Origin of the sequence: Methylobacterium adhaesivum, from assembly GCF_022179065.1 — a bacterium.
Lineage (GTDB): Bacteria > Pseudomonadota > Alphaproteobacteria > Rhizobiales > Beijerinckiaceae > Methylobacterium > Methylobacterium adhaesivum.
Genome location: NZ_BPQD01000001.1, coordinates 106,033 through 130,960 on the forward strand (window position 1 = coordinate 106,033; position 24,928 = coordinate 130,960).

Consider the following 24,928-nt stretch of genomic DNA (forward strand, 5'->3'; position numbering starts at 1 on the left):
ATCAAGCGCGAGGGGAAATCCAGGCCGGGCCGCCCGCGTCCGACCGCTTGGATCGGGGCGCCTCAGGCCTCGCGCGGAGGGGGCGATTCGAGGAGCGCATCGAGCCCCTCGGCCCGCATGGCGGCGACATCGCTGGCGAACACCTCCATCACGGCGGCGCGGATCGCCACCTGCCGGTCGGGCTGGGTCACCCGCGTCCCCGTGAGGTCGGTGACGTAGAACACGTCCACGGCCCGCTCGCCGAAGGTCGCCACGTGGGCGGAGGTGATGTTCAGACTGAGGCGCCCGAGGGCCGAGGTCAGTTCGTAGAGCAGGCCCGGCCGGTCGAGGCCGGTGATCTCGATGACCGTCTCGCGACTCGACAGGGCGTTGTCGATGGACATGTCCGGGGGCACGAGGAAGGTCGGGGTGCGCTTGTCCGGCGGGTGCCGGTCGGCCACGAGGTCGGCGATGCGGATCTCGCCGCGCAGGGCCCGCTCGATCGCCGTGGTGATCCGCTTGGCCCGGCGCAGTTCGTCGTCGTCCCGCTCGAACGCCCGCGACAGCAGGATCGAATCGAGGGCGAAGCCGTCCGTGGTGGTGAAGATCTGCGCGTCGACGATGTTGCCGCCCAAAGCCGCGCAGGCGCCCGTGACGATGGCGAGCAGGCGCGGATGGTCGGGTGAATAGATCGTCAGTTCGGTGATGCCGCGCACGGGGTCGGTCTCGTCGGCCGTGGCGACGGTGCGCCCCTCCTCCGTGAGCGTCTTCAGGAACCCCGCATGCTTGAACTGGCGCGTCGCGTCGACCTTGAGCCAATAGGCCTGATTGTGGCGGGCCGCGTAGGCGTCGAAGGCGTCGGAATCCCAATCGGTGAGCTGTTCGCGCAGGCCCATCTGAATCATGCGGACGCGGTCCGTGCGGGCGATCTCGGAGTGGCCACCGGAGAGCACCACCTCGGTCTCGTCGTAGAGGGTGCGCAGCAAGGTGCCCTTCCACGCCGTCCAGACACCCGGCCCCACGGCGCGGATATCGGCCACGGTCAGGATCATCAGGAGCTTCAACCGCTCGAGGGTCTGCACGACCCCGGCGAACTTCTCGATGGTCTTGGGGTCGGACAGATCGCGGCTCTGGGCCGTCATCGACATGAGCAGATGGTGTTCCACCAGCCACGCCACCGTCTCGGTCTCGGCCGGCTTAAGGCCGAAGCGCGGCCCGAGCTTCTCGGCGATGGCGGCGCCGGCGATGGAGTGGTCCTCCGGCCGGCCCTTGGCGATGTCGTGCAGGAGAACGGCCACGAACAGGGCGCGCCGGTTGGAGATCGAGTCGATGAGGCGGGTGGCGAGGGGATGGTCCTCCTCCGTCCGACCGGATTCGATGGCCGTCAGCACGCCGATCGAGCGCAACAGGTGCTCGTCCACGGTGAAGTGGTGGTACATGTTGAACTGCATCATCGCGACGATGCGGCCGAAATCCGGGATGAACCGCCCCAACACCCCGGCCTCGTTCATGAGGCGCAGGATCGTCTCGGGCGAGTTCTTGGACGTCAGGATGTCGAGGAAGAGCCGGTTGGCCTCCTCGTCCGACCGCAGGGAATGGCCGATGAGACGCAAGGAGCGGTTGGCCAGGCGCGTCGCGTCGGGATGGATCGGCAGGTTGTGGCGGTCGGCGAGCCAGAACAGGCGGATCAGGTTCACGGGATCGTTCACGAACGCATCGCCGTTGCGCAAGTTGATGCGGCCGTTGTCGTCCACGAAATCCTCCGCCTCGATGGCGGTGGCGCGGAAACGATCGCGGAACCGGCCGATCCAGCGGTCGAGGACCGGGGTGCGCTTGGCGTGACGAGCCTCGAGGGCGGCACAGACGATGGCGGTGAGGTCGCCGACATCCTTGGCGATGAGGAAGTAGGCCTTCATGAAGCGCTCGACGCCCGACAGGCCGCCGCGCGGCTCGTAGCCGAAACGTTCGGCTACCTTCGGCTGCAGCCCGAACGACAGGCGCTCCTCCGAGCGGCCGGTGATGAAGTGCATGTGGCAGCGCACCCGCCACAGCAGTTCCTCGCAACGCTCGAACACCCGGTATTCCTCGGGGGTGAACAGGCCGGCGGGCACGAGCTCGCTCTGGTCGCGGACCCGGTAGGTGTATTTCGCGATCCAGAACAGGGTGTTGAGGTCGCGCAAGCCCCCCTTGCCGTCCTTGACGTTGGGCTCGACGAGGTAGCGCGAGGCCCCGGCCTTGGTGACGCGGGCGTCGCGCTCGCGCAGTTTCGCCTCGACGAATTCGGGGGCCGTCCACATCACGAGTTCGGTATCGAACCGGGTGACCAACTCCTCGTAGAGGGCCCGGGTGCCGAAGAGGTAGCGGGCCTCCAGAAGGGAGGTGCGGATGGTCATGTCGGAGCGGCCCTCGCGCAGGCACTCCTCCACGGAGCGCGTGGCGTGGCCGACCTTCAGCTTCAGATCCCACAGCACGTAGAGCATCGCCTCGACGACGCTCTCGGACCAGGCCGTCTGCTTGTAGGGGAGCAGGAACAGGAGATCGATGTCGGAGCCCGGCGCCATGGTGCCCCGGCCGTAACCGCCCGTCGCCACCACCGCGAGCTGCTCGCCCGTCGACGGGTTGTCGTTGGGATAGAGCCGCCAGACCACGGCGTCGTGGATGGCCCGGATCACGGCGTCCGTGAGGTCGCTCAGGCGCCGAGCGCAGGCGAGACCGTCGCGCTCCTCGAGGAGCCGGGCCTCGGCATCGGCGCGGCCGAGGTCCAGCACCCGCCGCAGTTCGGGGACGAGGACGGCCCGCAGGCGCGTCGCCTCCCGGGCGTCGCGGTCGAGCTTGTCCAGGACATCGGCGAGGGCGGCGGAAGCGTCGAACATGGTCAAACCCGTTAGCATGTTGGCGGATTGACGCCAGGGGCCTCGCGTGTCGCCGCGCCGTGCCGGAACGCGGGCGCCCCCCCGAACCGGTGCCGGAACCCCGCTCCGGGCGCGCCGCGCGACGGAACCGCCTCACCCATCTGGCCGCCATCGCGCGATGGCACTAGGTTCGCCACTCAAGCACCACAAAACACGAGGGAAACGCCCATGGACTCATCGGCCCTGCGCTCGCTCCAGGCTCCCCTGAAGGATCAGTACCGCTCCACGCCCGATTCCGCGTTGGTGACTCTCCGCGCCAGAGGCAGCCTTGACGACACCGCCATCGCCTGCAAGGTCGAGACCGGACGGGCCCTGGCGGTGGCCGGGCTGCATCCGGCCACCGGCGGCTCGGGTGCCGAACTCTGCTCGGGCGACATGCTTCTGGAGGCCCTCGTCGCCTGCGCCGGCGTCACCCTGAAGGCGGTGGCCACGGCCCTGGAGATCGAGCTGCGCGCCGGCACCGTGAGCGCGGAGGGCGACCTCGACTTCCGGGGGACGCTGGGCGTGGACAAGGAGGCGCCCGTGGGCTTCCGGGCGATCCGCCTCAGCTTCGCCCTCGACACCGACGCCCCCCAGGACAAGCTCGACCAGCTCCTGAAGCTGACGGAGCGTTACTGCGTGGTGTTCCAGACCCTGAATCACAAGCCGGACCTCTCGGTTTCGACCACGCGGGGCTGACAGGCGGGGACGGGCCTGCGTTTCGGAGACGCCGGCCCTATCTCCCCTGGACATGATGATTTTCGAGTGGATCGTCGGCGTCCTGTTCGGCGCCGTCCTGTTGGCTGCCCTCGCCCGGCGGCTGGGCGCGCCCTATCCGGTGTTCCTGGCGCTCGGCGGCATCGCCCTGGCCTTCGTCCCGGCCGTGCCCAACCTCGTCCTCGACCCGGAACTGGCACTCGCCCTGTTCCTCGCCCCCGTGCTGCTGGACGCCGGCTACGCCACCTCGCTCCGGGACCTGCGGACCCATTGGCGCCCAATCGCCGGCCTGGCGCTCGGGGCCGTGGTCGCCTCCACCCTCGCGGTGGCCGTGGTGGCCAAACTCCTCGTGCCCGACATGCCGATCGCGGCGGCCGTCGTGCTCGGCGCCATCGTCGCCCCGCCCGATGCCGTGGCGGCGCTCTCGGTGCTGCGTCACGTCGATCTGCCCCATCGCCTCACCACGATCCTGCGCGGTGAGAGTCTTCTCAACGATGCGGGCTCCCTGCTGATCTACCGCCTCGGCGTCATGGCGGCCATGACGGGCACGTTCTCCCCCGCCGAGATCGGCCCGGCCTTCCTCATCGGCATCCTCGGGAGCCTCGTCGTCGGACCCGTGCTGGCCTTCGCGTACACGCGGGCCATGCGGCCGGTCGCGGATGCGCCGAGCGTCATCGTCCTACAATTCGTGGCGGCCTTCGGGATCTGGATCGGGGCCGAGCACGTGCACCTGTCGGGGGTGCTCACCGTGGTCACCTTCGCCATCACGGCGGCCCGGCTGACGGCCGGACGCACGCCCCCGCGCACCCGGATCGTGTCCTACGCCGTGTGGGACACGGCCGTGTTCGTGCTCAACGTGCTGGCCTTCGTGCTCATCGGCCTGCAGATCGGCCCGATCCTCGAACGCCTGACCCGCGACCAGCAGGTCGCCTACGCCCTGGTGGGAGCGGCGGTGTTCGCCACCGTGGTGGTGGTGCGCATCGTCTGGGTGCTGTCGGCCAACCACTTTTCGCGGTTGGGCGCGCGCGGGGAAACCCGCGACGACAGCGGACCCGGCGCCGCCACGGCCGTGGCCTGGGCCGGCATGCGCGGCATCGTCACCATCGCCACGGCGCTGGCCCTGCCGGAGGGCGATCCGGGATTTCCCTACCGCGATCTCATCGTGCTGACGGCCTTCTGCGTCATCATCGGCACGCTCACGGTCCAGGGCCTGACCCTGCGCCCCCTGCTCGGACACCTCGGGCTGAAGGACGACGATCCCGTGGGCCGCGAGATCGGATACGGCCGAACGCAGGCCTACGGCGCCGCCCTTCACAGCCTTGATGGCGGATCCGGCGCGCCCGTGGAGGCCCTGCGCGAGGAATTCCGCATGGCCCTCGAGAGCGCCGAGGCGCAGGAGGACGGCTTCGCTTCCGAGACCCTGCCGTCCGACGCCGCCCGGCGCGGCGCCATCGAGGCCGCGCGCGACCGAGTGCTGGCCTTGCGGCGATCGGGGGAGATCGGCGACGATGCCTACTACGTGCTGGAAGAGGAATTCGACTGGGCCGAGCTCAACGCGACACCGCGGGCCGAGAGCTGACTTAAGCGTCGGGCCGCGCGCCAGCCCGCGCCTCGATGGCGTCCCACACGGAGACCGCGAGGTCCGGGCCGCCGAGACGCTTGATCGCGCGGATGCCGGTGGGTGACGTCACGTTGATCTCTGTGAGATGGCCGTCGATCACGTCGATGCCCACGAGGATAAGCCCACGCCGCCGCAGCTCCGGGCCGATGGTGGCGCAGATCTCGCGTTCGCGGGGGGTCAGGTCGGACGCCGCCGCCGCGCCGCCCCGCACCATGTTCGAGCGGATGTCGTTGAGGGCCGGCACCCGGTTGATGGCACCGAGGGGCTCGCCGTCCACGAGGATGATGCGCTTGTCGCCCTCGGTGATCCGGGGAAGAAAGCGCTGCACCACCCACTGCTCGCGGAACGTCACCGAGAACAGGTCGAACATCGAGCCGAAATTCGCGTCCTCCGGCAGGACCCGAAATACCGCGGCCCCCCCGTGCCCGTGCAGGGGCTTCATCACGATGGCGCCGTGCTCGGCCCGGAACGCTTCGATCTCCGCCTTGTCGCGGGTGATCAGGGTCGGCGGCATCAGAGTGGGAAAGTCGAGGACGAACAGCTTCTCGGGCGCGTTGCGCACCTCCGCCGGGTTGTTCACCACCAGGGTCGAGGAGGGCAACCGCTCCAGCATGTGGGTGGCGGTGATGTAGGCCATATCGAACGGCGGATCCTGGCGCATGAGCACCACGTCCGCCTCCGACAGCTCCATCCGCTCGGGCTCGCCCAAGGTCGCATGCGCGCCCTCGACGTCCTGCACGGTCAGGGCTTCCACCCGCGCCGTCACGCGGCCGTTCTGCAGCGACAGCCGATCGGGGGTGTAGTGCAGGAGCCGGTGCCCCCGCGCCTGCGCTTCGAGCAGCAGGGCGAAGGTGGTGTCCCCGGCGATCCGGATTGCCCGGATCGAGTCCATCTGGACCGCGACGGTCAGGGCCATGGCTCTCAAGCCTCCAAGTTCGAAAAAACGGGTCGAGAGCCGCCCGGGATTTTACTTCTGCGACTTGCCGCCGGTGCGCCGGTCGTAGTCACCGATGGCGGCCTTGCATTCGGGCGAGAGGCGGGCGCGGTTGCGCTCCATGCAGCGGTCGGCGTCCTGGCTGTTGGGATCGACACCGGCGCAGAGGCGGAAATAGTCGTTGGCGCAGCCGAGCTGCAGGCCCTGGTCCTCGCGCTGAGCCTGAGCGGGCGCGGCCGCCAGCATCACCAGGGCGAGCGGCGCGATCTTCAAGGCCGTCGAGAGGCTCAAGGGTCGTGACGTCATCACGCGCATCCTGCGGTGTCCTTCGTTCGGTGGAGGATTGAAAGGGGCATATCGGGCGGCCCCGGCGCTTAGCAAGCGCGCGAAAGCCCACGCTTGTTCCCGCACGTCACGAATGGGACGGGTCGTTCACGACCCGGCGGACGAGGCGATTCGCTCGACCGGACGCAGGACGCGGAGGGCGCGAGAGGGATTGTCTGCCCCCGGCGGCCCCCTCTGGACGATCGGATCCAACGGACGTTTGGAAGCAGGTGTTGCAGGACCGCTACACCGATGGCGACGGGTTGCCTTCGCCGTCCGTTCGGTTCCCGTCCTACCCCGCCGGTCACACTAAACCACCACCGGGAGGGGCATTCCATCCGGCACCCGCAACAATCCATTAACCATCTCATGATGATCTTGGCCCACGCCACGGCCAACGGACACCTCCGCAAGGACCTCCCTCCGGTCGAGGGGGGATGCTGGGCGAGGCCCCGGCATGCGACAGCTAGAGGACGGGAACGCAGCCGATGAACTTCGACAGGTCACCCGACACGGGAGGTCCCGAGCGTCCGACGGCCACCGTCGTGACCTTCCCGGAAGCCGGCCCGCGCCGCTTCCGCCGGACCGACAACGCGGCCGAGGCCCCGCGCGGGACGATCCTCCTCTTCACCGGCATCCGCTACGAGCGCATGCCGGAGACGACGGCGCCGGTCGGCCCCCAGACCCCGGCCCCCCGCCTGCGCCGGCGCTCCTGAGGCATGGCCCCTCGCCTTCCCCGGACGACGGACCTCACGATGCCGACCACTTCTCTTTTCCGCCGTTCCCGGCGCGTCTCCGCCCTGACGGCGACGCTCGCCACCCTCGTCGCCGGTTGCGCCCAACAGGGCGATTTCGGGCGGCCGAAGCCCGGGGCCTGGAACAGCTTCATCGACACTGCCGGCACCTTCGCCGCCCGCGAGCGCGGGGAACCAGCGGCGGCGCTTCCCTTCACGGATGACGAGGGCACCCTGCGCGACCGGGCGTGGCGCTTCCTGATGCCGGCGGCCGGGAACGAGGCCTTCACGGACATCCTCGCCAACCTGACCCGCAGCCGCATCCTGCCGGCATCCTGGCGGCCTGACAGCCCGGAGGCCTACTATGCGGGCCTCATGGACGGTGCGTTCCGCTCGCCCGTGTCGCGCTATCATCGCCTGTCGGAGGATATCGGCGCGGATGCGCGTCTGCTGCCGGTCTTCGTCGCCACGGCCGCGCGGGTGATCCAGGCCGACGCCCTGCGTCTGCGCAGCATGTCCTTCGCCCGCTCCCTCGACGACTGGGACGCGCGGCAGGCCAACATGCGGGTGGCCGAGAACCGCTGCCTCATCGCTTGGGTGCGCCTCGAGACGGACTTGCGCATCGCCCGCTACCGTTTCGCCCTCGAACATCTCCTCGTCGCCGTGCCCTCGCCGGAGGCCGCCCTCGTCCAGCGCACCCTGCGGGCCTTCGAGGCACGCCGTCCCATGCTCGATCCCCTGGTGCCCCCGGATGCCGAGGATCGCTGCGATCTCGCCGGGGCGCAGGTCGAGGCCGTGGTTGTCGTCCCGGCCCCGGCCCGGCCCATCGTCGCCAAATACTGACGTCATCAAGGACTGACGCCATCAGGTCCTGACGTCGCCGAGTCCGGCCGCGGCGGACCTCTGCCCGGGTACCCCGTCAGCCCCCCGCCTTGTCCTCGACGGGCAGGTCCACCGTGCAGGAGACGGCCTGGACCGCGGCGTTGGCGGCGGGGCGCTGGCTCGGAAGGGCGGCGATCACTCGGACCACGACATAGCCCTTGGCGTCGGGCGCCACGATCCGCACGTCGCGCGTGACGTCGTTCTCATCGGCGTTCGCCAGCGCCTCGTCGTACTGCGCGCGGGTAAGCACCACGAGGTCGAGCCCGCCCCGCACGGCCGCCTGATCGGTGACCGCGTAGAACGCGCCCCGTCGACCGTGCACCGCGAGCGACAGCATCAGGGGCCCGGTGCGGGCCGAGACCCGCATGGGCCCGTCGGCGAGATCGTAGGCGCAGATCCCCACCGCCACCGCCGGATCGGGAATCGGCAGCCAGGCTTCCGGCGGGGACGCGGTGTCGCCCGTGGCGAGGGTGTAGACCGGCATCGCGTGGTCCAGGGTCTCGCCGACCCGCGCCCGCGACAGGGAATCGGCCTCCGCCAGGCGGGGGATGAGGAGAACCACGCCGATATGGACGAGCCCCGCGAGGACGAGGCTCGTGGTGGTGGCGAGCAGGAAACGGCCCCGGGGCGTCATGCGGCGCATCCCGTGCGGGTGATCGCCGGCAGGGCCGCGCGGTCGAGCGTCCCCGCGCTCGCCGCCACGGGCGTGTCGTAGAGGCGCAGGGCAAGGCGCACCGGCCCGCTCGCGCGGGGCATCGGCAGCCAGTTGCCCGGCTGGACCTCGGGCGACAGGGTAATGACGAACCGCCCGTCGGGCTCGCGCAGGATCTCCGTCGAGGTGAAGCCTTCGCGCAGGCTGGGATGGGCCGGATCGCGCGGGCCGCGTCCGGCGATCGTGACCGTCCAGGCCCGGGCCGGGGGGGTGATGCCGGCGATCGCGTAGGTGCAGGCGGCGTCGAGGCCCTGGCCCGCATCGTCCTGGGCGGCGGTCAGCAGCATGCCCTCGCCGACGGCGAGGGGGATCTCGCTCCGGCGGGCATTCACTGCCCGCGCATAGGGGTCGGCCCCCACGGAACCGGTGCGGGGCCACGCCGTCCAGGCGCCGACGGTGACGCCGCCGAACGGATACCCGCCCCGCGTGGCGTAATCGGCGGTGGCGAGGCCGATCCCCGCCCCGAGGGCGAGGGTGTAGAGGATCAGGCTGACCGTGGAGGCCCGGCGGATCGCGCGGCGCACGGCGCCGACGACGCGCCCGGGGGTGCCATCCGCGCGCGCGCGCCGGTCCGGCGCGGCTCTGTCTGCGGCGTTCATGCGGCCAGGACCTTCGGCTTGGTGATGGCCTTGCTGTTGGTGGAGGCGTCCACGCTCACGGGGTGGCGACGCGACCGTTGGCAGGGCGGGCTCCCTCGGCGACGACGCCCGCCGGGCGGGAGGGTGTGCCGCTCGCCTCGACGGTGCGGAACAGGCCGTTGACGCCGCCGATCACCTCGAAGGAGCGCCGCGACAGCTTGCCGGCCGCACTGGCCGCCGGGTTGACGGGCGCGGCGGCCGGGGCCTGGGCCACGGCGCGCCCGACCTCCTTGAGACCCGGCATGGCTTTGAGTTCGATGCCCTGGTGCGCCGTTTCCATCACGTCGTGCCACGTCATGGCGGGAAGCGAGCCGCCAGTCATCTTGTTGGTGGAGGTGTGGTCGTCGTTGCCGAACCAGACCGCACCGACATAATTGCCCGTGTAGGCGACGAACCAGGCGTCGCGGTAGGCGTTCGTGGTGCCGGACTTGCCGGCGACCTTGATGCCCTCGAGCTGCGCGCGCTTGCCGGTGCCCTCCTCCACCACCTTGGTGAGCATGTAGTTCATGTCGGCGACCACCTGCGTCGAGAGCACCTGCTCGACCTTCTCGTCGGCATGGCGGTAGATCACCTCGCCCGACGAGTTCTTGACCTCCATGGCGGCATAGGGCTTGGCCTTGCGCCCGCCATTGGCGAACACCGCATAGGCGGCGGCCTGGTCGATGACGTTGACCTCGGCCGAGCCGATGGGCAGCGACGGCGTGTCGACGAGCGGCGTCGTGATACCCATGCGGTGCGCCATCTCGACGATCTTCGCGCGCCCGGCCTTGGCGGCGTTGGCCTCGTGGGAGATGCCCATGGCCTTGCCGAGCGCGATGGAGATCTGGATCGGGATCGTGTTGATGGATTTGGCCACCGCCACCGTGAGGGTCGTCGCGCCCGAGAACGAGCGGCCGTAATTCTGCGGGCACCAGTTGCCGATGCAGACGGGGCGGTCGACCACGCGGGTGTCGGGCCGATACAGGCCGGCCGCGAGGCCGGCGGCGTAGACGTAGGGCTTGAACGACGAGCCGGGCTGGCGCTGGGCATCGGTGGCGCGGTTGAACTGGCTCTCGCCGTAATCGGCACCGCCGACCATGGCGCGCAACGCCCCGTCGGGATCGAGGATCACCATGGCGGCCTCGTCGACGTCGTACTGGTCGCCGTAGCGGCGCAGGGTGTTCTGCACCACCTCGTCGGCGCGCCTCTGGATGGTGAGGTCGAGGGGCGTCTTGACCGTGAGCACCCGGTCGCTGCGGAAGCGGCCCGCGTCGGCCATGCCCTTGATCTCGCCGAATGCCCAATCGAGGTAGTAATCCGCCGTGATGTCGCGGGTGCGGGTCACCGGGGTGGCGGGGTTGCGCAGGGCCGTCTGGATCTGGCCTTCCGTGACGAAGCCGGCCTCGACCATGTTGTGCAGCACGTCGACGGCGCGGGCGCGGGCGGCGGGCAGGTTGACGTGGGGCGCGTATTTCGTCGGGGCCTTGAACAGGCCGGCGAGCATGGCGGCCTCGGCCAGCGAGATGTCCTTGAGGGGCTTTCCGAAATAATAGTCCGCCGCCGCCACGGCCCCGAACGTGCCGCCGCCCATGTAGGCCCGGTCGAGGTAGAGCTTCAGGATCTCGTTCTTGGTGAGGTGGCTCTCCAGCCACAGGGCCAGGAACGCCTCGTTGACCTTGCGTTCGAGGGAGCGCTCGTTCGTGAGGAACAGATTCTTGGCGAGCTGCTGCGTGATAGACGAGCCGCCCTGGGTGTTGCCGCCGCCGCGCGAGTTCGACACCAGGGCGCGGGCCGTGCCGATGGGGTCGATGCCCCAATGCTCATAGAAGCGCCGGTCCTCCGTCGAGACCAGGGCCTTGATCATGATGTCGGGAAAGTCATCGAGCTTGAGCGAATCGTCGTGCTTGATCCCGCGCCGCCCCACCTCGGTGCCGTAGCGGTCGAGGAATGTGACAGCGAGATCCTGGGTCTTGAGCCAGTTGTCGCTGGTCAGGTGGAAGGCCGATTGGGCCAGCGCCAGCATCAGAACGGCGCCGCCGGTGCCCAGTGTCACCGCCTCGCTCGTGGCATCGAGGGCGACCCGCTTCCAGCCGCGCACGGCGAAGACGTTCATGCGCTCCTGGAACCGCTCGTAGGTCTCGGCGGCGGACCGGCCACTGTCGTAGAGACCCGCGTTCATCCAGGCGTCGAACGCCAGGGCCGCGCGCTTGATCCGGGTCGTCAGGGAGGTGGCATTGGGCAGGCGCACGATCTGTTCTTCGTCCCTGGAGGGCGACCCGGCCCGCGCCGCGCCTTTCAGTCTATCAAGACCCGCGTCGGTCCGCGAGGCTCGCGATACCACGGGCAACGCACCGACGGCACGGCACGTCGCCGCGCGCGGCGGATCAAGATTCGATTAACCTTGACGCCGGAAATGGGGCACGCCGGTGGCGCTTGCCCGTCCGGGTCGCTTGCGTCTAAAGCATCGGTTCGAAAATCGGCCCTCGGCGCGAGCCGGGTCCGAAGCGGGCCCTGCGGCTCCGCCCTTCGATGTCCCTCATCGTCACCCCGGGGTTCCCGAATGCGGGATCGCACGGCCGCACGCCCCTTGGGGCCGCCGGCCTCCACCGAACCGTTCTGGCGCACCAAGACCCTGGAGGCGATGTCGCCCGCCGAGTGGGAGAGCCTGTGCGACGGCTGCGGCCGCTGCTGCCTCCTCAAGCTCGAGGACGAGGATACGGGCGAGGTCTACCACACGGATGTCGGCTGCACGCTTCTGGACGGGCACGGCTGCCATTGCCGCGACTATCCCCGCCGGCAGAAGCGGGTGCCCGACTGCGTGCGCCTGACGCCGGACGCCGTACGCACGATTCCGTGGCTACCCCCCACCTGCGGCTACCGCCTCGTGCGCGACGGCGAGGACCTGCCCGACTGGCATCCCCTGGTGAGCGGCCGGGCCGCCAGCGTCCATGAAGCCGGGATCTCCGTGCGCGGCCGGGTCTCGGGCAACGAGGAGGAGTTCACCGCCGACGAACTCCTCGAGCGCATCGTGACCTGGCCCGCCCGCACGCCCGAGACCGAAGACCCCGAAGAGTAAGAGCGGAGGCTGCCTCAGGGCGCGAGGCTGAAGCGGTCGACGTCGCGCAGGAGTTCGAGCACGGCGCGCGCGCCGTGATCGAGGGCCGCGTGCCCGGCTTCCGCCGTCCCGAGGCGCGCGTCGCCGATGGCGCCGGCCGGGTTGAGGTCGCCCGCCTTCCAGGCAAACGCCGCCGGGCGCCCGGCCCGCAAGTGCGTGAAGGTTCCCTCCATGGCTACGGTCCGGGGCGTGAAGTCGGTGATGCGGTCGCGCCGCACACGGTCGGGACACAGGGCCAGCATCAGAGCGGTCTCGATGCCGCCGCCATGGATGCCGTGACGGATCTCCGCCTCGGGGAACAGGCCCTCGGGATAACCGAAGCGATTCCAGGCGGTGGTGACCGCGACCATGCCGAGGCGCCCACGCAGGTCCGCCGCCACGAGGTCGATGAGGCCGCTGTTGCCGCCATGCGAGGTGACGAGAACGAGCTTGGTGCAACCGGCCCGGTGGATACCCGTGCCGATCTCGCCCCAGGCGGCGAGGGCCGTCCCGGTGGTGAGGCTCAGGGTGCCGGGGAAGCCGTCGTGTTCATCGGACTTGCCGATGCCCTGCACCGGCAAGACGAGAACATCGAGATCCTCGGCCGGCAGGGCCATGAGCCGGGCGAGGTAGCCCTCGGCGATGTCCACGTCGGTGGAGAGGGGCAGATGCGGCCCATGCTGTTCGATGGCCGCCACGGGCATCACGGCGATGGCGCGGCTCATGTCCCGGGACCGAATCTCGTCGGTGGTGAGATCGAACCATGGACGGATGGGCATAGGACGAGTCTCCCGGGGCCTATTTCCGAATCATGCCACCCGGCACGGGCCGGAGCGTCCGGGGATCACCGCCGACTCCGGGGCCTCTCGCCCGTCACCCCTTTTTTGGCAAGCCTCCCTCCACGGGGGAGGCCGGCCGACGCGGGTCGTGATCGGAAGGTCTAGCGTGTCCGGCGCATGAGCCAGCCGGTGGCGAACGCGGCGGCGGCCACCATCAGGAGCGTCGTGCCCCGGTTGTCGTCGGCCCGCGCGGCGATGGTCCGCCCGCGCCGGACGGCCTCGTCGCGGTAATCCCGTCCCCGCCGGCGCAGGTCCTCGGCCTGTTCGCGGACATCGCCGGCGATGGCGCGTCCCCGGCTGCGGGTCTCGTCGATGAACTGGGATCCGTCGCGATGCAGGCCATCCGCCGTCTCGCGGGCACGGCCGTACCCGTGCTGGAGGGCGCCTGCGACCTGATCCACGGCGCCGTCGATCTGCTGGCGCGGACGACCCGTCACGGCGCCGATGGCGGTGCGACCCCGGCCGCGCAGATGGCGCAGGCCGCCTTCGATCTGATCCCTGTTCATATTCAAACCTCGTTCGTTGCGTCTCCGGCGGCGGGCCCGATGCCCACCGCGCCGAACCCGATGGAGCCGCGAGCGGCCCCCCTCGACGATTACCTGTTCAGATCTTCTTGACGGCATCGGCCGCCGACTGAGCCGCGTTCTTGATGCCGTCCTTGGCGTCGCCGACGGTCTTCTGGGCTTCGCCCTTCAGCTCCTGGGCCTTGCCCTCGGCCTGAAGCTTCTCGTTTCCGGTGACGGAGCCGACGCCCTGCTTGATGTTGCCGACGGCCTCGTTGGCCAGACCCTTGATCTTGTCCGTCGTGCTGCTCATCGAACCCTCCTCGAATGGGGCCTCGATCGCGGGACGCGAACGTCCGCGACAGGCCAAGCGCAACGGTGGTGGAACGGCGAATGTTCCGCTCAGCGCCCGTCTGCGCAGTCCTGCCATGCGGGACATTGCTGCGCCGCACGCAACGCCCGCTGCAGCGCAAGACAATCGATAATCTCCGATTCCGAAGCCTCTCGTCTTAAAAAATTTTCTCGCATAGTCCCAAAATTTTTACAGATGAGCTCAGGCAAGAGCCGCAGCAAAGCTGCTTGAATTCAAAATAATTGCGGCTAGAACCAGCGAGCATTACCAAAAGTTGACTCGAGGACAACGCCATGACCGCGCGCACCGCTGCGCCTGTCCCCGGTGGGACCACCTACGCTGCATCGGCCACCGTCGGTGCGCCCCCGTTCGGCCGCTGGGGCCAGCTCGTCATCGGCGTCATCTGCATGGTGATGATCGCCAACCTTCAGTACGGCTGGACGTTCTTCGTCCCCGACATCCAGAAGAAGTTCGGCTTCGACCGGGCTGCCATCCAGTGGGCCTTCACCCTGTTCGTCCTGTTCGAGACCTGGCTCGTCCCCGTCGAGGGCTGGTTTGTCGACAAGTACGGCCCGCGCGTCGTGGTGCTGTTCGGCGGCGTGCTCTGCGCCATCGGTTGGGTCATCAACTCCTATGCCGACACCCTGAACATGTTCTATCTCGGGCAGGTCGTCGCCGGCATCGGCGCGGGCGCGGTCTACGGCACCTGCGTCGGCTCGGCCCTCAAGTGGTTCCCGGACAAGCGCGGTCTTGCCGCCGGCATCACCGCCGCCGGCTTCGGCGCCGGCTCGGCGCTCACCGTCGCGCCGATCCAGTGGATGATCGCCGATCACGGCTTTCAGGCCGCGTTCTTCAACTTCGGCATCGGCCAGGGCGTGATCGTCGTGGTGCTGTCGCTGTTCCTCGTGTCGCCGAAGAAGGACCAGCTCGTTCAAGCCACGAGCAACGCCAGCGTCGCACAGACCCGGCGCAACTACTCTCCCGGCGAAGTCGCCCGCCAGCCGATCTTCTGGCTGATGTACTTCATGTTCGTCATCGTGGGCGCTGGCGGCCTCATGATCACCGCCAACCTCAAGCCCATCGCCGCCGATATCGGCGTCGACAAGGTCCCCGTCACGATCATGGGCCTCACCATGGTGGCCATCACCTTCGCGGCCACCATCGACCGGGTGCTCAACGGTCTCACCCGTCCGTTCTTCGGCTGGGTCTCGGACAAGATCGGCCGCGAGAACACCATGTTCATCGCCTTCGCCATGGAAGGCTTCGGCATCTACATGCTCTACCTCTGGGGTCACGATCCCCTGTGGTTCGTCCTGCTCTCCGGGTTCGTGTTCTTCGCCTGGGGCGAGATCTACTCCCTGTTCCCCTCGACCTGCACCGACACCTTCGGTTCGAAGTTCGCCGCCACCAATGCCGGCCTGCTCTACACCGCCAAGGGAACGGCGGCCCTCCTGGTCCCCGCCGCCAACTACCTGCAGCAGAGTTCCTCGAGCTGGGACGGCGTGTTCCTCGTCGCGGCCGGCGCCAACATCCTCGCCTCGATCCTCGCCATCGCGGTGCTGAAGCCCTGGCGGGCCCGGGTCATCGCGCGGAATGCCTGAGACCATGGCTCGCTGGCTGCGCTACATCCATGACGGCCGGGGCGGCTTCGGCCGCCTCGACGGGGACCGGATCGCCGTCCACGCCGGCGATCTGTTTTCCGATCCAGCCCCCACGGGCGAGACCCTGGCCCTCGCCGAGGTGGTGCTCGACCTGCCCTGCCGGCCCTCCAAGCTCATCGCCCTGTGGAACAACTTCCACGCGGCAGCCGAGAAGCAGGGCCTGGATCGACCGGAGAACCCGCTGTTCTTCGTGAAGCCGCCCAACACCTACCGGGCGAGCGGCGACACCGTGGCGATCCCCGAAGGCGTCGGCCGCATCCTGTTCGAGGGCGAACTCGGCATCGTCATCGGGCGGCGGGGGCGCGACCTCACGCCGGAGGCGGCGGCCGGGCACATCTTCGGCTACACCTGCGTGAACGACGTCACGGCCCTCGAAGTGCTCAAGGCCGATCCGAGCTTCGTGCAATGGACACGTTCGAAGGGCTTCGACGGGTTCGGCCCCTTCGGCCCGGTCATCGCCACCGGTCTGGCCCCCGACGATCTCTCAGTCGCCGTCCGGGTCAACGGACGCGAGCGGCAGCGCTATCCCGTTGCCGACATGTTCTTCAAGCCGCACGAAATCGTCGCCCTGGTCTCGCGCGGCACCACCCTGGAACCCGGCGACCTCATCGCCTGTGGAACCTCCAACGGCGCTGGCCCGATTCCGAAGGGCGCCACCGTCGAGGTCGAGATCGACGGCATCGGAATCCTCTCGAACACCTTCACCTGACAGCCCGCATGGCGGACCGCGTGATGGCCCGCCCGACATACGATTGCCGAACACGGACCTCGAGGACACCCACATGAGCATCGCCATCGTCGGCGCCGGCGCCATCGGCGGATTCCTGGGCGTACGCCTCGCCAATGCGGGCGAGGACGTCACCTTCATCGCCCGCGGCGCCAACCTCGAGGCCATACAGGCCGGCGGCATGCGCCTGATCGAGGAGAACGGCTCCGAGATTCACGTCGAGAATCTGCGGGCCACGAAGTCCATGGCGGAGGCCGGCGTGCACGACATCGTGCTGCTGACCGTCAAGGCGCACCAAGTCGGGCCGATCGCGGCCGACCTGCATCACCTCATCGGGCCCGACACGGTGGTGGTGACCATGCAGAACGGCATCCCGTGGTGGTACTTCTCCGGCGGTCACGGCGGCGAGCTCGCCGGCACCCACATGGAGACCGCCGATCCGGGCGGCCTCATCGCGAAGCACCTCGACCCGAAGCACGTCATCGGCTCCGTGGTCTATCCGGCCGCCGTGCTGACGGAGCCCGGCGTGGTGCAGGTCATCGAGGGACACCGCTTCGGCCTCGGCGAACTCGACGGGTCCATGAGCCCGCGCGTCCAGTCCCTCGCCCAGCGCCTCATCAAGGCCGGGTTCCGGGCGCCCGTGACCTCCGACATCCGGGCCGAGATCTGGCTCAAGCTCTGGGGCAACCTGAGTTTCAATCCCATTTCGGCGCTGAGCCACGCCACCCTCGTGGACATCTGCCAGTTCCCCGAGACCCGGGCGCTCGCCGCCGACATGATGCGCGAAGCCGAGACGATCGCGGGCAAGCTCGGGGTCACGTTCAAGCTCGGCATCGAGAAGCGCATCGCCGGGGCCGAGAAAGTCGGCGCCCACAAGACCTCGATGCTGCAGGATGTCGAGGCCGGCCGCCCCATCGAGCTCGAGGCCCTCGTCGGCTCGATCATCGAACTCGGGCGCCTCACCGACACCCCGACCCCGCATATCGGCACCGTCTACGCCCTGATGCGTCTCCTCGCGCAGAGCCTGGAGCGGGCGCAGGGGCGCCTCGTCATCACGGCCGCCTGATTGTTTTCGAGATATTGAGGAAGTTTCCCATGGCCGAGAACGCCACCACCCTGCATGCGCTGATTCGAGCTGGTGCCGACGACGCCACCGCCCTGTCGAGCCCCGGCGGCGTGCCCCTGACCTTCGGCGCGCTGCGTGCCCTCACGGACCGCACCATCGCGGCCTTGAACGCGCAGGGCATCGGCCGGGGCGACCGCGTTGGCATCGTCCTCGACAACGGCCCCGAGATGGCCGCCGCCTTCATCGCCGTGGCGGCGGGCGCCACCTCGGCGCCGCTCAACCCGAGCTACAAGGCCGACGAGTTCAACTTCTACCTCTCCGATCTCAACGCCAAGCTGCTGGTGGTCGCGGAAGGCTCCGAGACGCCGGCCGTGGCGGTGGCGGAGAAGCTCGGCGTGCCGGTGGTCCGCCTGCGGCCGACACCCGAAGCAGGCGCGGGCTCCTTCACCCTGGCGTTCACCGGCGCGGCGGCCGCCCCCGCCGCCAAGGGTGGCCCGGCCGAGGCCGAGGACATCGCCCTGGTGCTCCACACCTCCGGCACCACCTCGCGCCCGAAGATCGTGCCCCTCAAGCAGTCGAACGTCTGCGCCTCGGCCGGCAACATCCGCCGGACGTTGGCGTTCACGGCCGATGATCGCGGCCTCAACATCATGCCGCTGTTCCACATCCACGGCCTCATCGCCGGCATCCTGGCGCCGCTCTCGGCCGGCGGTCAGGTGTCCTGCACGCCGGGCTTCAACGCCCTGAAGTTCTTCGGCTGGATGAGTGAGGTGCGCCCGACCTGGTACACGGCGGTGCCGACCATGCATCAGGCGATCCTCGCCCGCGCCGGCCGCAACAAGGAGACCATCGAGGCCAACCCCCTCCGGTTCATCCGCTCGTCCTCCTCCTCCATGCCGCCGCAGGTGATGAAGGAGATCGAGGACGTGTTCGGCGCGCCCCTCATCGAGGCCTACGGCATGACGGAGGCCGCCCACCAGATGGCCTCGAACCCCCTGCCGCCCCGGCCCCATTACGCCGGCTCGGTGGGCCTCGCCGCCGGCCCCGAGATCGCCATCGTCGACGACGAGGGCGAGCCCCTGCCCGCCGGCGAGATCGGCGAGATCGTCATCCGGGGCAACAACGTGATGGCGGGCTACGAGAACAACGACAAGGCCAACGCCGAGGCCTTCACGAAGCAGGGCTGGTTCCGCACGGGCGACCAGGGCTCCCTCACGCCGGAGGGCTACCTCTCGCTCACGGGCCGTCTCAAGGAGATCATCAACCGGGGCGGCGAGAAGATCTCGCCCCGCGAGGTGGACGAGGTGCTCATGGACCATCCGGCCGTGTCGCAATGCGTCACCTTCGCCATGCCGCACGACAAGCTCGGCGAGGATGTCGCGGCGGCCATCGTCCTGCGCGAGGGCCAGACCCTGGTCGAGAAGGAGCTGCGGGGCTTCGCCCTGGAGCGCCTGGCGGCCTTCAAGGTGCCGGCCAAGATCCTGATCCTCGACGAGATCCCCAAGGGCGCCACCGGCAAGCTCCAGCGCATCGGCCTCGCGCAGAAGCTCGGTCTCGTCTGAGTCAACTCCCGGGAGCGCCCCCGCCGCTCAGGCGGCGGGCGGCGCCTTCTCGGGTGCGGCCACCGGCCGGGCGCGGCCGAAATCGGCCTCCGCCGTCTCCTGGCCCATGGCGACGATGCCCTTGCGGATGGCGCGGGTGCGGGTGAACAGCTCGTGCAGGGCGTCGCCGTCGCCCCAGCGGATGGCGCGGGCAAGCGCCGCGAGATCCTCGTTGAAGCGTCCGAGCATCTCCAGCACCGCGTCCTTGTTGGTAAGGAACACATCGCGCCACATGGTCGGATCGGAGGCGGCGATGCGGGTGAAATCGCGAAAACCGCCGGCCGAGAACTTGATCACCTCCGACTGCGTCACCGCCTCGAGATCGGCGGCCGTGCCGACGATATTGTAGGCAATGAGGTGCGGCACGTGGCTCGTGATGGCGAGCACGAGGTCGTGATGCTCCGGCGTCATGGACTCGACGATGGCGCCGAGCCCTTCCCAGAACGCCTGGACCCGCGCGGTCGCCTCCGAATCCGCTCCCTCGGGTGGGGTGAGGATGCACCAGCGCCCGGAGAACAGGGTCGAGAACCCGGCATCGGGCCCGGAATACTCGGTGCCGGCCACGGGATGGGCCGGCACGAAGGCGACGCCTTCGGGAAGGTGCGGCGCCACGGCCGCCACCACGGACGCCTTCACCGAACCGACGTCGGAGACGATGGCGCCGGGCTTGAGGGCCGGCCCCATGGCCTCGGCCACGGCCCCGGCGGCGCCCACGGGCACGCACAAGATTACGAGGTCGGCCTCCGCCACGCCCGTCGCGATCTCGGCCGTCGCCGTCTCGGCGAGGCCGAGCGCCCGGACTCGCTCCAGCACGCCCGGATCACGGTCGATGGCCACGATTCTCCGGGCCAAACCGTACTGGCGCGCGCCCCGGGCGATGGACGAGCCGATGAGCCCGAGGCCGACGATAGCGAGGGTATCGATGAGTGGGGCGTCGGCGTCAGGCACGCGGCGTGCCCCCGAGGAAGTCCGTGAGCGCGGACAGGAAGGCGCGATTGGCCTCCTCGCTGCCCACGGTGACACGCAGGGCCTGGGGCAGGCCGTAGGACGAGACCCGCCGGGTGATGATGCCGCGCGCCGTGAGGAACGCGTCCGCCTCCGCCGCACCGCGCCCGGCCTCGTCCGGGAAATGCACGAGGAGGAAGTTGGCGACGCTCGGCGTCACGGTCAGCCCGAGAGCCTTCACCTCCTGCATCAGCCAGGCGAGCCATGTGTCGTTGTGCGCCACCGCCGCCGCCACGTGCGCCTCGTCGGCAATGGCAGCGGCCCCGGCGGCGATCCCCGGCCCCGAAAGATTGAACGGCCCCCGGATGCGATTGACCGCGTCCGCCACCTCGGCGGGCGCCACCATCCAGCCGATGCGCAGGGACGCCAGGCCGTGGATCTTCGAGAAGGTCCGGGTCATCACGACGTTCTGAGATTCGAGCACGAGGTCGAGGCCCGCGCTGTAATCGTTGGCGCGGACATACTCGGCATAGGCCCCGTCGAGGACGAGAAGCACGTGCGGCGGCAGGCCCGCGTGCAGGCGGCGAACCTCGTCGAAGGGTAGGTAGGTGCCCGTCGGATTGTTGGGATTGGCGAGGTAGACGATTTTCGTGCGCGGCGTGACGGCCGCCAGCATTGCATCGACGTCCGCCGTCAGGTCGCGCTCGGGCACCACCACGGGGGTACCACCGGCGGCGAGGATGGCGATCCGGTAGACGAGGAAGCCGTGGGCGCAGAAGATGCCCTCGTCCCCCGGACCCATATACGCGTAGGCGAGGAAGGACAGGAGTTCGTCCGAGCCAGCGCCGCAGACGATGCGGGCCGGGTCGAGGCCGTAGCGCCGGCCGATGGCCTCGCGCAGGTGCGTCGAGGTGCCGTCCGGATAGAGTTCGAGCTTGGCGGACGCCTCCCGCAGGGCGTCGAGGGCGCGCGGGCTCGCGCCGAGGGGCGTCTCGTTGGAGGAGAGCTTGTGGACCTTGTGCACGCCCGGCGTGCCGCTCTTGCCGGGCACGTAGGCCTCGATGGCCAGGACGCCCGGGCGGGGCACCGGACGGGCGGAGACGGGCATATCAGAGGACATCGAATGGGCCGGGGTGATCGCGAGGGCACCGTCTAACAAAGCTTTTCGGGCTTGACGAGCACGCGAACGCGCTCATCGCCCCTTGCGCAGGGGCCGCACGAAGCCGGGGCCGCCCGGGGTGAAGCCGGTCGCGCGGCAGAAGGCGTCGAGGTCGGCGAGGTCCTGGGCGGCCACGAGCTGGAGCGTATCGCACTCGGCCATGCGCGCGGCCTGGGAGGCGGCCTTCAGGAGAAGCCGCCCGACGCCGCGCCGGCGCTGCTCGCCTCCGACGAACAGGGTGGTGATCTGTGCGACCGGCCGGGCTTCGGTGAGGGTGCGGTACCAGTGGAGCACCACGAGGCCGCTCGGCGGTCCCCATTCCTGGGCGATGAGCGCAACGCCGGGGGCGGCCCGCATCGCCTCCAGGCGCTCCGCGAGGGCTTCGACCGGGATCGCGGGTCCGGCCTCGGCGAGAAGCACGGCAAGGCCGGGCGCATCGGTGGCGCCCGCGGCACGGATTTCGAGGCCGTAGCGGCTACCCAACACGCTCTCCGGAGGCTGCCCCGCCGGCCTGGGCCTCCGCCCAGGCGCGGGCCTCCGTCCAGGCCCGGTCGCGCTCGCCCTGAGCGGCACGGACAGCGGCGCTCTGGCGTTCCTGCTCGGCGTGAAGCGCCCGCAGGCGCCGAGCCTCGCGCTCGGCCATCTTGCGCCGGCGGGCGTCCGCCGCGCGCTTCTGGGCCTGCAATTCCTCCACGGTGATCGGCTCGGGGGGCGCCTTCGATTCGGGACGAGCCTGCGGTCCGGGACGAGCGTTGCGCGCCCGCCAGGCCTCGTCCGACGCGGGCCGTGGCCGCGCGGCCGTCTCTGTCCGGCGGGCGCCTTCCGAAGCCTCGGCCTGGACCAGGGTCAGCCCGGCAGCGGCGGCGATGCGGGTGGCGGCGGCCCGCCCGGCGGCGCGCTCGCCCGGCGTCGCGCCGCGCTCCATCAGGGCCCGGCACTTGGCGAACCGATCCCGGTCGAGGGGGGGCCACGGCGTCACGGAGGGCTCAGCGCTTCTTGTTGCCGCGCGGGCCGGTCGCGACCGGCGTGTTCACGCGGTTCTCGTCGAGGAGCTTGCGCCAGCGCGACAGGCGCTCGGAATCGAGACGGCCCTCGGCCACCGCCGCCTGAACGGCGCAGCCCGGCTCGTGCGCGTGGGTGCAATCGCGAAACCGGCAGAGGGGTGCCAGTTCGGTGATCTCGGCGAACAGGGTGTCGATACCCTCCGACGCGTCGCTGACATGGAGGGTCCGCATGCCCGGCGTGTCGATCACCCAGCCACCGCCCGCGATGGCGTGGAGCGAGCGCGCCGTGGTGGTGTGGCGGCCCTTGGCATCGTGCTCGCGGATGCCGCCGGTAAGCTGCGGTTCGCCAGCCCCCTCCCCCACGAGGGTATTGACGAGGGTCGACTTGCCGACACCGGAGGAGCCGACGAGGGCCACCGTCCGGCCTGGTCCGCACCAGGGCGCGAGGGCCGCGACGGACGCCGTTTCGCGGGGATTGAGGACCACCACCGGCAGGTCGCGCTGCAGGGCCTCGGCCTGAACACGATAGGTCTCGGCATCGGCGGCGGTATCGGCCTTCGTCAGCAGGATCACCGGCTCCGTTCCCGCCTGGTTCGCCAGGGCGAGGTAGCGCTCCAGACGACCGACGTTGAAGTCGGCGTTGCAAGACGTGACGATGAACAGGGTGTCGACGTTGGCGGCGGCGAGTTGCGGCGCCTTGGAGCCCTCGACCCGCCGGGCCAGCAGGGTCTGCCGCTCGAGGCGGCTCAGTAGAGTCCGGGCAGCAGAATCGACGAGCACCCAGTCGCCGACGGCGTAGTCGCCGGTGTTGGTGTGATGGGCCAGAACGAGCTTGAACGGACCGTGGGCGCCGATGGCGCTCATGCGCGAGCGATGGACCATGGCGATGCGGACGGGCTCGCCCGGCCTGTTCGCGATCTGCTCGGCGAAATACGCGGTCCAGCCGAGGGCGACGAGTGCCTCGGGCGTGGCTCCCTCGGGATCAACCAACGCGCACCCCCATCCGGTCGATCGGCACGCGACGGCACCAGATCCTACCCTTAGGAAAATTTCTGTTTCGCCGGCAAATCAAAAGCTGTTTCCTAGGTCAGCGGTCGCGTTCGAGGAAAAAGTCCCGCCCGGCGCCGCCTCATGAATCTTGTCTACACGGTTTTCAGGCGGGATACCGGCTGGATCGGCCGAGTGACCGGCCCACCCACGGTTTCGTTGACGCCAGAACGGGTGCACACTACCTCGTTGCTATCCCGACGCGACGGATCCGCTCGTCTCAGGCCGGATCAACGCCCGACTTCACCTCAGGGGCGCTGCGCCCATGGGATGTCTCGAGACCGTTTTTCGCCAGCCCCCTTTCCCATGACCCTGTCGCTCGATCCAGCCGCTCAGATCCTCGCGGAGGCCGCCCAGACGGATACGCCGCCCGTTGTCGAACCGGAGGCGCCCAACGGGCAGGGGCAGGTCGCGCAATTCGGCCCGGACGAGCCCCTGACCATGGATGCCGGGGTGGTCCTGGCACCGTTCCAGATCGCCTACCAGACGGCCGGAACCCTCAATGCCGACCGCTCCAACGCGGTTCTCATCTGCCACGCGCTCACAGGCGACCAGCACTTCGCCCACACCCATCCGGTGACGGGCAAGCGCGGCTGGTGGGAGACCCTGGTCGGGCCGGGCAAGCCCATCGACACGGATCGCTACTTCGTCGTCTGCTCCAACGTGGTCGGCTCCTGCATGGGCTCCACGGGGCCGGCCTCCGTCGATCCGGAGACTGGGCGCGCCTACGGCCTCGATTTTCCCCTGGTGACCATCCGCGATATGGTCCGGGCTCAGGCCATGCTGCTGGATCGCTTGGGGATTCGGGACCTGTTCCTGTGTATCGGCGGCTCCATGGGCGGCATGCAGGTGCTGCAATGGGCGGCGCTCTATCCGGAGCGTGTGTTCGCCGCCATGCCCATCGCCACGGGGGCGCGGCACTCGGCCCAGAACATCGCCTTCCACGAAGTCGGCCGCCAGGCGATCATGGCCGATCCGGCCTGGGCCGAAGGGCGCTACCTCGATATGGGCACACGCCCCGCCAAGGGCCTCGGCGTCGCCCGCATGGGCGCGCACATCACCTACCTGTCGGAGCCGGCCCTGCACCGCAAGTTCGGACGGCGGTTCCAGGGCGGTTCGGCCCCGACCTTTTCGTTCAATGCCGACTTCCAGATCGAGAGCTACCTGCGCCACCAGGGCCTCAGCTTCGTCGAGCGGTTCGACGCCAACGCGTACCTCTATCTCACGCGCGCCATGGATTATTTCGACCTCGCGGCCGACCATGGCGGCGTCCTCGCCAAGGCCTTCAAGGGCACGAAGACCCGTTTCTGCGTGATGTCCTTCACCTCCGACTGGCTGTTTCCCACGGCGGATTCCCGCGCCATCGTGCACGCCCTCAACGCGGCTTCGGCGGCGGTGGCCTTCGTCGAGGTCGAGAGTGACAAGGGGCACGATGCCTTCCTTCTCGACGAGCCGGTGATGTTCGCGGCGGCGCGCGGCTTCATCGATGCCGCCGCTCGGGCGCGCGGCCTGTGAAGCA

Annotated in this window: 24 protein-coding genes; 10 read left to right on the forward strand and 14 right to left on the reverse strand. The window is 69.6% G+C overall.

All coding sequences use genetic code 11. From position 1 onward, the window contains the following. Positions 1-62: 62 nt before the first annotated feature. Positions 63-2,852 carry a [protein-PII] uridylyltransferase gene (locus MFF01_RS00455; RefSeq protein WP_238221152.1) on the reverse strand — a complete coding sequence of 930 codons (2,790 nt, stop codon included), beginning with the start codon at positions 2,850-2,852 and terminating at the stop codon, positions 63-65. A gap of 207 nt (positions 2,853-3,059) precedes the next feature. Here MFF01_RS00455 and MFF01_RS00460 point away from each other — a divergent pair, with 207 nt between their 5' ends. Then, positions 3,060-3,569, forward strand: a complete 510-nt coding sequence (locus tag MFF01_RS00460; protein WP_238221153.1) for an OsmC family protein — start codon at positions 3,060-3,062, stop codon at positions 3,567-3,569. Between the two features lie 52 nt (positions 3,570-3,621). Continuing rightward, entirely contained in the window at positions 3,622-5,166 is a 1,545-nt protein-coding gene (locus tag MFF01_RS00465) for a cation:proton antiporter (RefSeq protein ID WP_238221154.1), read from the forward strand. 1 nt (position 5,167) lies between these two features. Here MFF01_RS00465 and gshB read toward each other — a convergent pair whose 3' ends face one another. Continuing rightward, complete coding sequence (gene gshB, locus MFF01_RS00470; RefSeq protein WP_238221155.1) at positions 5,168-6,124, reverse strand: glutathione synthase; 957 nt, start codon at positions 6,122-6,124, stop codon at positions 5,168-5,170. 51 nt (positions 6,125-6,175) lie between these two features. Further along, on the reverse strand, positions 6,176-6,457 hold the full coding sequence (locus tag MFF01_RS00475) for a hypothetical protein (protein WP_238221156.1): 282 nt from the start codon (positions 6,455-6,457) through the stop codon (positions 6,176-6,178). A 497-nt stretch (positions 6,458-6,954) separates the two neighbouring features. On the opposite strand from MFF01_RS00475, the gene MFF01_RS00480 reads away from it, so the two are divergent. Both MFF01_RS00480 and MFF01_RS00485 read left to right on the forward strand, forming a co-directional pair. Beyond that, positions 6,955-7,182: a hypothetical protein gene (locus MFF01_RS00480; RefSeq protein WP_238221157.1), complete on the forward strand. Its 228-nt coding sequence runs from the start codon at positions 6,955-6,957 to the stop codon at positions 7,180-7,182. Positions 7,183-7,221: 39 nt separating this feature from the next. Continuing rightward, entirely contained in the window at positions 7,222-8,043 is an 822-nt protein-coding gene (locus tag MFF01_RS00485) for a hypothetical protein (protein WP_238221158.1), read from the forward strand. 76 nt (positions 8,044-8,119) lie between these two features. On the opposite strand, the gene MFF01_RS00490 is transcribed toward MFF01_RS00485, so the two are convergent. The 3 genes from MFF01_RS00490 to MFF01_RS00500 are packed head-to-tail and all read right to left on the reverse strand — an operon-like array spanning position 8,120 to position 11,659. Beyond that, positions 8,120-8,716, reverse strand: a complete 597-nt coding sequence (locus MFF01_RS00490; protein WP_238221159.1) for a DUF1254 domain-containing protein — start codon at positions 8,714-8,716, stop codon at positions 8,120-8,122. Then, on the reverse strand, positions 8,713-9,393 hold the full coding sequence (locus tag MFF01_RS00495; protein ID WP_238221160.1) for a DUF1214 domain-containing protein: 681 nt from the start codon (positions 9,391-9,393) through the stop codon (positions 8,713-8,715). The genes MFF01_RS00490 and MFF01_RS00495 overlap by 4 nt, the downstream gene beginning before the upstream one ends. A 55-nt stretch (positions 9,394-9,448) precedes the next feature. After that, positions 9,449-11,659 carry a transglycosylase domain-containing protein gene (locus tag MFF01_RS00500; protein WP_238221161.1) on the reverse strand — a complete coding sequence of 737 codons (2,211 nt, stop codon included), beginning with the start codon at positions 11,657-11,659 and terminating at the stop codon, positions 9,449-9,451. Positions 11,660-11,971: 312 nt separating this feature from the next. Here MFF01_RS00500 and MFF01_RS00505 point away from each other — a divergent pair, with 312 nt between their 5' ends. Continuing rightward, positions 11,972-12,487, forward strand: coding sequence for a YcgN family cysteine cluster protein (locus MFF01_RS00505; RefSeq protein WP_238221162.1), 516 nt, complete (start codon positions 11,972-11,974; stop codon positions 12,485-12,487). A 14-nt stretch (positions 12,488-12,501) separates the two neighbouring features. On the opposite strand, the gene MFF01_RS00510 is transcribed toward MFF01_RS00505, so the two are convergent. From MFF01_RS00510 to MFF01_RS00520, 3 genes are all read right to left on the reverse strand, one after another. After that, positions 12,502-13,284, reverse strand: a complete 783-nt coding sequence (locus MFF01_RS00510) for a creatininase family protein (protein WP_238221163.1) — start codon at positions 13,282-13,284, stop codon at positions 12,502-12,504. Between the two features lie 161 nt (positions 13,285-13,445). Beyond that, on the reverse strand, positions 13,446-13,850 hold the full coding sequence (locus tag MFF01_RS00515; RefSeq protein ID WP_238221164.1) for a CsbD family protein: 405 nt from the start codon (positions 13,848-13,850) through the stop codon (positions 13,446-13,448). Between the two features lie 97 nt (positions 13,851-13,947). Beyond that, on the reverse strand, positions 13,948-14,160 hold the full coding sequence (locus MFF01_RS00520; protein ID WP_056266563.1) for a CsbD family protein: 213 nt from the start codon (positions 14,158-14,160) through the stop codon (positions 13,948-13,950). 332 nt (positions 14,161-14,492) lie between these two features. On the opposite strand from MFF01_RS00520, the gene oxlT reads away from it, so the two are divergent. The 4 genes from oxlT (at position 14,493) to MFF01_RS00540 (ending at position 19,215) form a co-directional block, all read left to right on the forward strand. Beyond that, positions 14,493-15,800: an oxalate/formate MFS antiporter gene (gene oxlT / locus MFF01_RS00525; protein WP_238221165.1), complete on the forward strand. Its 1,308-nt coding sequence runs from the start codon at positions 14,493-14,495 to the stop codon at positions 15,798-15,800. Positions 15,801-15,804: 4 nt separating this feature from the next. Next, on the forward strand, positions 15,805-16,569 hold the full coding sequence (locus MFF01_RS00530; protein WP_238221166.1) for a fumarylacetoacetate hydrolase family protein: 765 nt from the start codon (positions 15,805-15,807) through the stop codon (positions 16,567-16,569). Between the two features lie 73 nt (positions 16,570-16,642). Further along, a complete protein-coding gene (locus MFF01_RS00535) occupies positions 16,643-17,653 on the forward strand; it encodes a ketopantoate reductase family protein (protein WP_238221167.1) in 1,011 nt (336 codons plus the stop codon). Positions 17,654-17,682: 29 nt separating this feature from the next. Continuing rightward, a complete protein-coding gene (locus MFF01_RS00540; RefSeq protein WP_238221168.1) occupies positions 17,683-19,215 on the forward strand; it encodes an acyl--CoA ligase in 1,533 nt (510 codons plus the stop codon). 27 nt (positions 19,216-19,242) lie between these two features. Here MFF01_RS00540 and MFF01_RS00545 read toward each other — a convergent pair whose 3' ends face one another. The 5 genes from MFF01_RS00545 to rsgA form a co-directional block, all read right to left on the reverse strand. Beyond that, positions 19,243-20,202 carry a prephenate/arogenate dehydrogenase family protein gene (locus MFF01_RS00545; RefSeq protein ID WP_238221169.1) on the reverse strand — a complete coding sequence of 320 codons (960 nt, stop codon included), beginning with the start codon at positions 20,200-20,202 and terminating at the stop codon, positions 19,243-19,245. Next, on the reverse strand, positions 20,195-21,307 hold the full coding sequence (locus MFF01_RS00550) for a pyridoxal phosphate-dependent aminotransferase (RefSeq protein WP_238221170.1): 1,113 nt from the start codon (positions 21,305-21,307) through the stop codon (positions 20,195-20,197). Before MFF01_RS00550 ends, MFF01_RS00545 begins: the two co-directional genes overlap by 8 nt. An 84-nt stretch (positions 21,308-21,391) precedes the next feature. Continuing rightward, the gene (locus tag MFF01_RS00555) at positions 21,392-21,841 is read right to left on the reverse strand and encodes a GNAT family N-acetyltransferase (RefSeq protein ID WP_238221171.1); all 450 of its coding nucleotides are present in this window, start codon (positions 21,839-21,841) and stop codon (positions 21,392-21,394) included. Beyond that, positions 21,834-22,337, reverse strand: a complete 504-nt coding sequence (locus tag MFF01_RS00560) for a hypothetical protein (RefSeq protein ID WP_238221172.1) — start codon at positions 22,335-22,337, stop codon at positions 21,834-21,836. The genes MFF01_RS00555 and MFF01_RS00560 overlap by 8 nt, the downstream gene beginning before the upstream one ends. Positions 22,338-22,344: 7 nt before the next feature. Beyond that, entirely contained in the window at positions 22,345-23,352 is a 1,008-nt protein-coding gene (gene rsgA / locus MFF01_RS00565) for a ribosome small subunit-dependent GTPase A (RefSeq protein ID WP_238221173.1), read from the reverse strand. Positions 23,353-23,715: 363 nt separating this feature from the next. Between rsgA and metX the strand changes: the two genes are divergently transcribed. Then, on the forward strand, positions 23,716-24,924 hold the full coding sequence (gene metX, locus MFF01_RS00570; protein WP_238221174.1) for a homoserine O-acetyltransferase MetX: 1,209 nt from the start codon (positions 23,716-23,718) through the stop codon (positions 24,922-24,924). Positions 24,925-24,928 lie beyond the last annotated feature (4 nt).

Bases quoted from the DNA above. Each gene is read 5' to 3' on its own strand.
- MFF01_RS00455 (WP_238221152.1), bottom strand. From the start codon at position 2,852: ATGTTCGACGCTTCCGCCGCCCTCGCCGATGTCCTGGACAAGCTCGAC.
- MFF01_RS00460 (WP_238221153.1), top strand. From the start codon at position 3,060: ATGGACTCATCGGCCCTGCGCTCGCTCCAGGCTCCCCTGAAGGATCAG.
- MFF01_RS00465 (WP_238221154.1), top strand. From the start codon at position 3,622: ATGATGATTTTCGAGTGGATCGTCGGCGTCCTGTTCGGCGCCGTCCTG.
- gshB (WP_238221155.1), bottom strand. From the start codon at position 6,124: ATGGCCCTGACCGTCGCGGTCCAGATGGACTCGATCCGGGCAATCCGG.
- MFF01_RS00475 (WP_238221156.1), bottom strand. From the start codon at position 6,457: ATGCGCGTGATGACGTCACGACCCTTGAGCCTCTCGACGGCCTTGAAG.
- MFF01_RS00480 (WP_238221157.1), top strand. From the start codon at position 6,955: ATGAACTTCGACAGGTCACCCGACACGGGAGGTCCCGAGCGTCCGACG.
- MFF01_RS00485 (WP_238221158.1), top strand. From the start codon at position 7,222: ATGCCGACCACTTCTCTTTTCCGCCGTTCCCGGCGCGTCTCCGCCCTG.
- MFF01_RS00490 (WP_238221159.1), bottom strand. From the start codon at position 8,716: ATGACGCCCCGGGGCCGTTTCCTGCTCGCCACCACCACGAGCCTCGTC.
- MFF01_RS00495 (WP_238221160.1), bottom strand. From the start codon at position 9,393: ATGAACGCCGCAGACAGAGCCGCGCCGGACCGGCGCGCGCGCGCGGAT.
- MFF01_RS00505 (WP_238221162.1), top strand. From the start codon at position 11,972: ATGCGGGATCGCACGGCCGCACGCCCCTTGGGGCCGCCGGCCTCCACC.
- MFF01_RS00510 (WP_238221163.1), bottom strand. From the start codon at position 13,284: ATGCCCATCCGTCCATGGTTCGATCTCACCACCGACGAGATTCGGTCC.
- MFF01_RS00515 (WP_238221164.1), bottom strand. From the start codon at position 13,850: ATGAACAGGGATCAGATCGAAGGCGGCCTGCGCCATCTGCGCGGCCGG.
- MFF01_RS00520 (WP_056266563.1), bottom strand. From the start codon at position 14,160: ATGAGCAGCACGACGGACAAGATCAAGGGTCTGGCCAACGAGGCCGTC.
- oxlT (WP_238221165.1), top strand. From the start codon at position 14,493: ATGACCGCGCGCACCGCTGCGCCTGTCCCCGGTGGGACCACCTACGCT.
- MFF01_RS00530 (WP_238221166.1), top strand. From the start codon at position 15,805: ATGGCTCGCTGGCTGCGCTACATCCATGACGGCCGGGGCGGCTTCGGC.
- MFF01_RS00535 (WP_238221167.1), top strand. From the start codon at position 16,643: ATGAGCATCGCCATCGTCGGCGCCGGCGCCATCGGCGGATTCCTGGGC.
- MFF01_RS00540 (WP_238221168.1), top strand. From the start codon at position 17,683: ATGGCCGAGAACGCCACCACCCTGCATGCGCTGATTCGAGCTGGTGCC.
- MFF01_RS00550 (WP_238221170.1), bottom strand. From the start codon at position 21,307: ATGCCCGTCTCCGCCCGTCCGGTGCCCCGCCCGGGCGTCCTGGCCATC.
- metX (WP_238221174.1), top strand. From the start codon at position 23,716: ATGACCCTGTCGCTCGATCCAGCCGCTCAGATCCTCGCGGAGGCCGCC.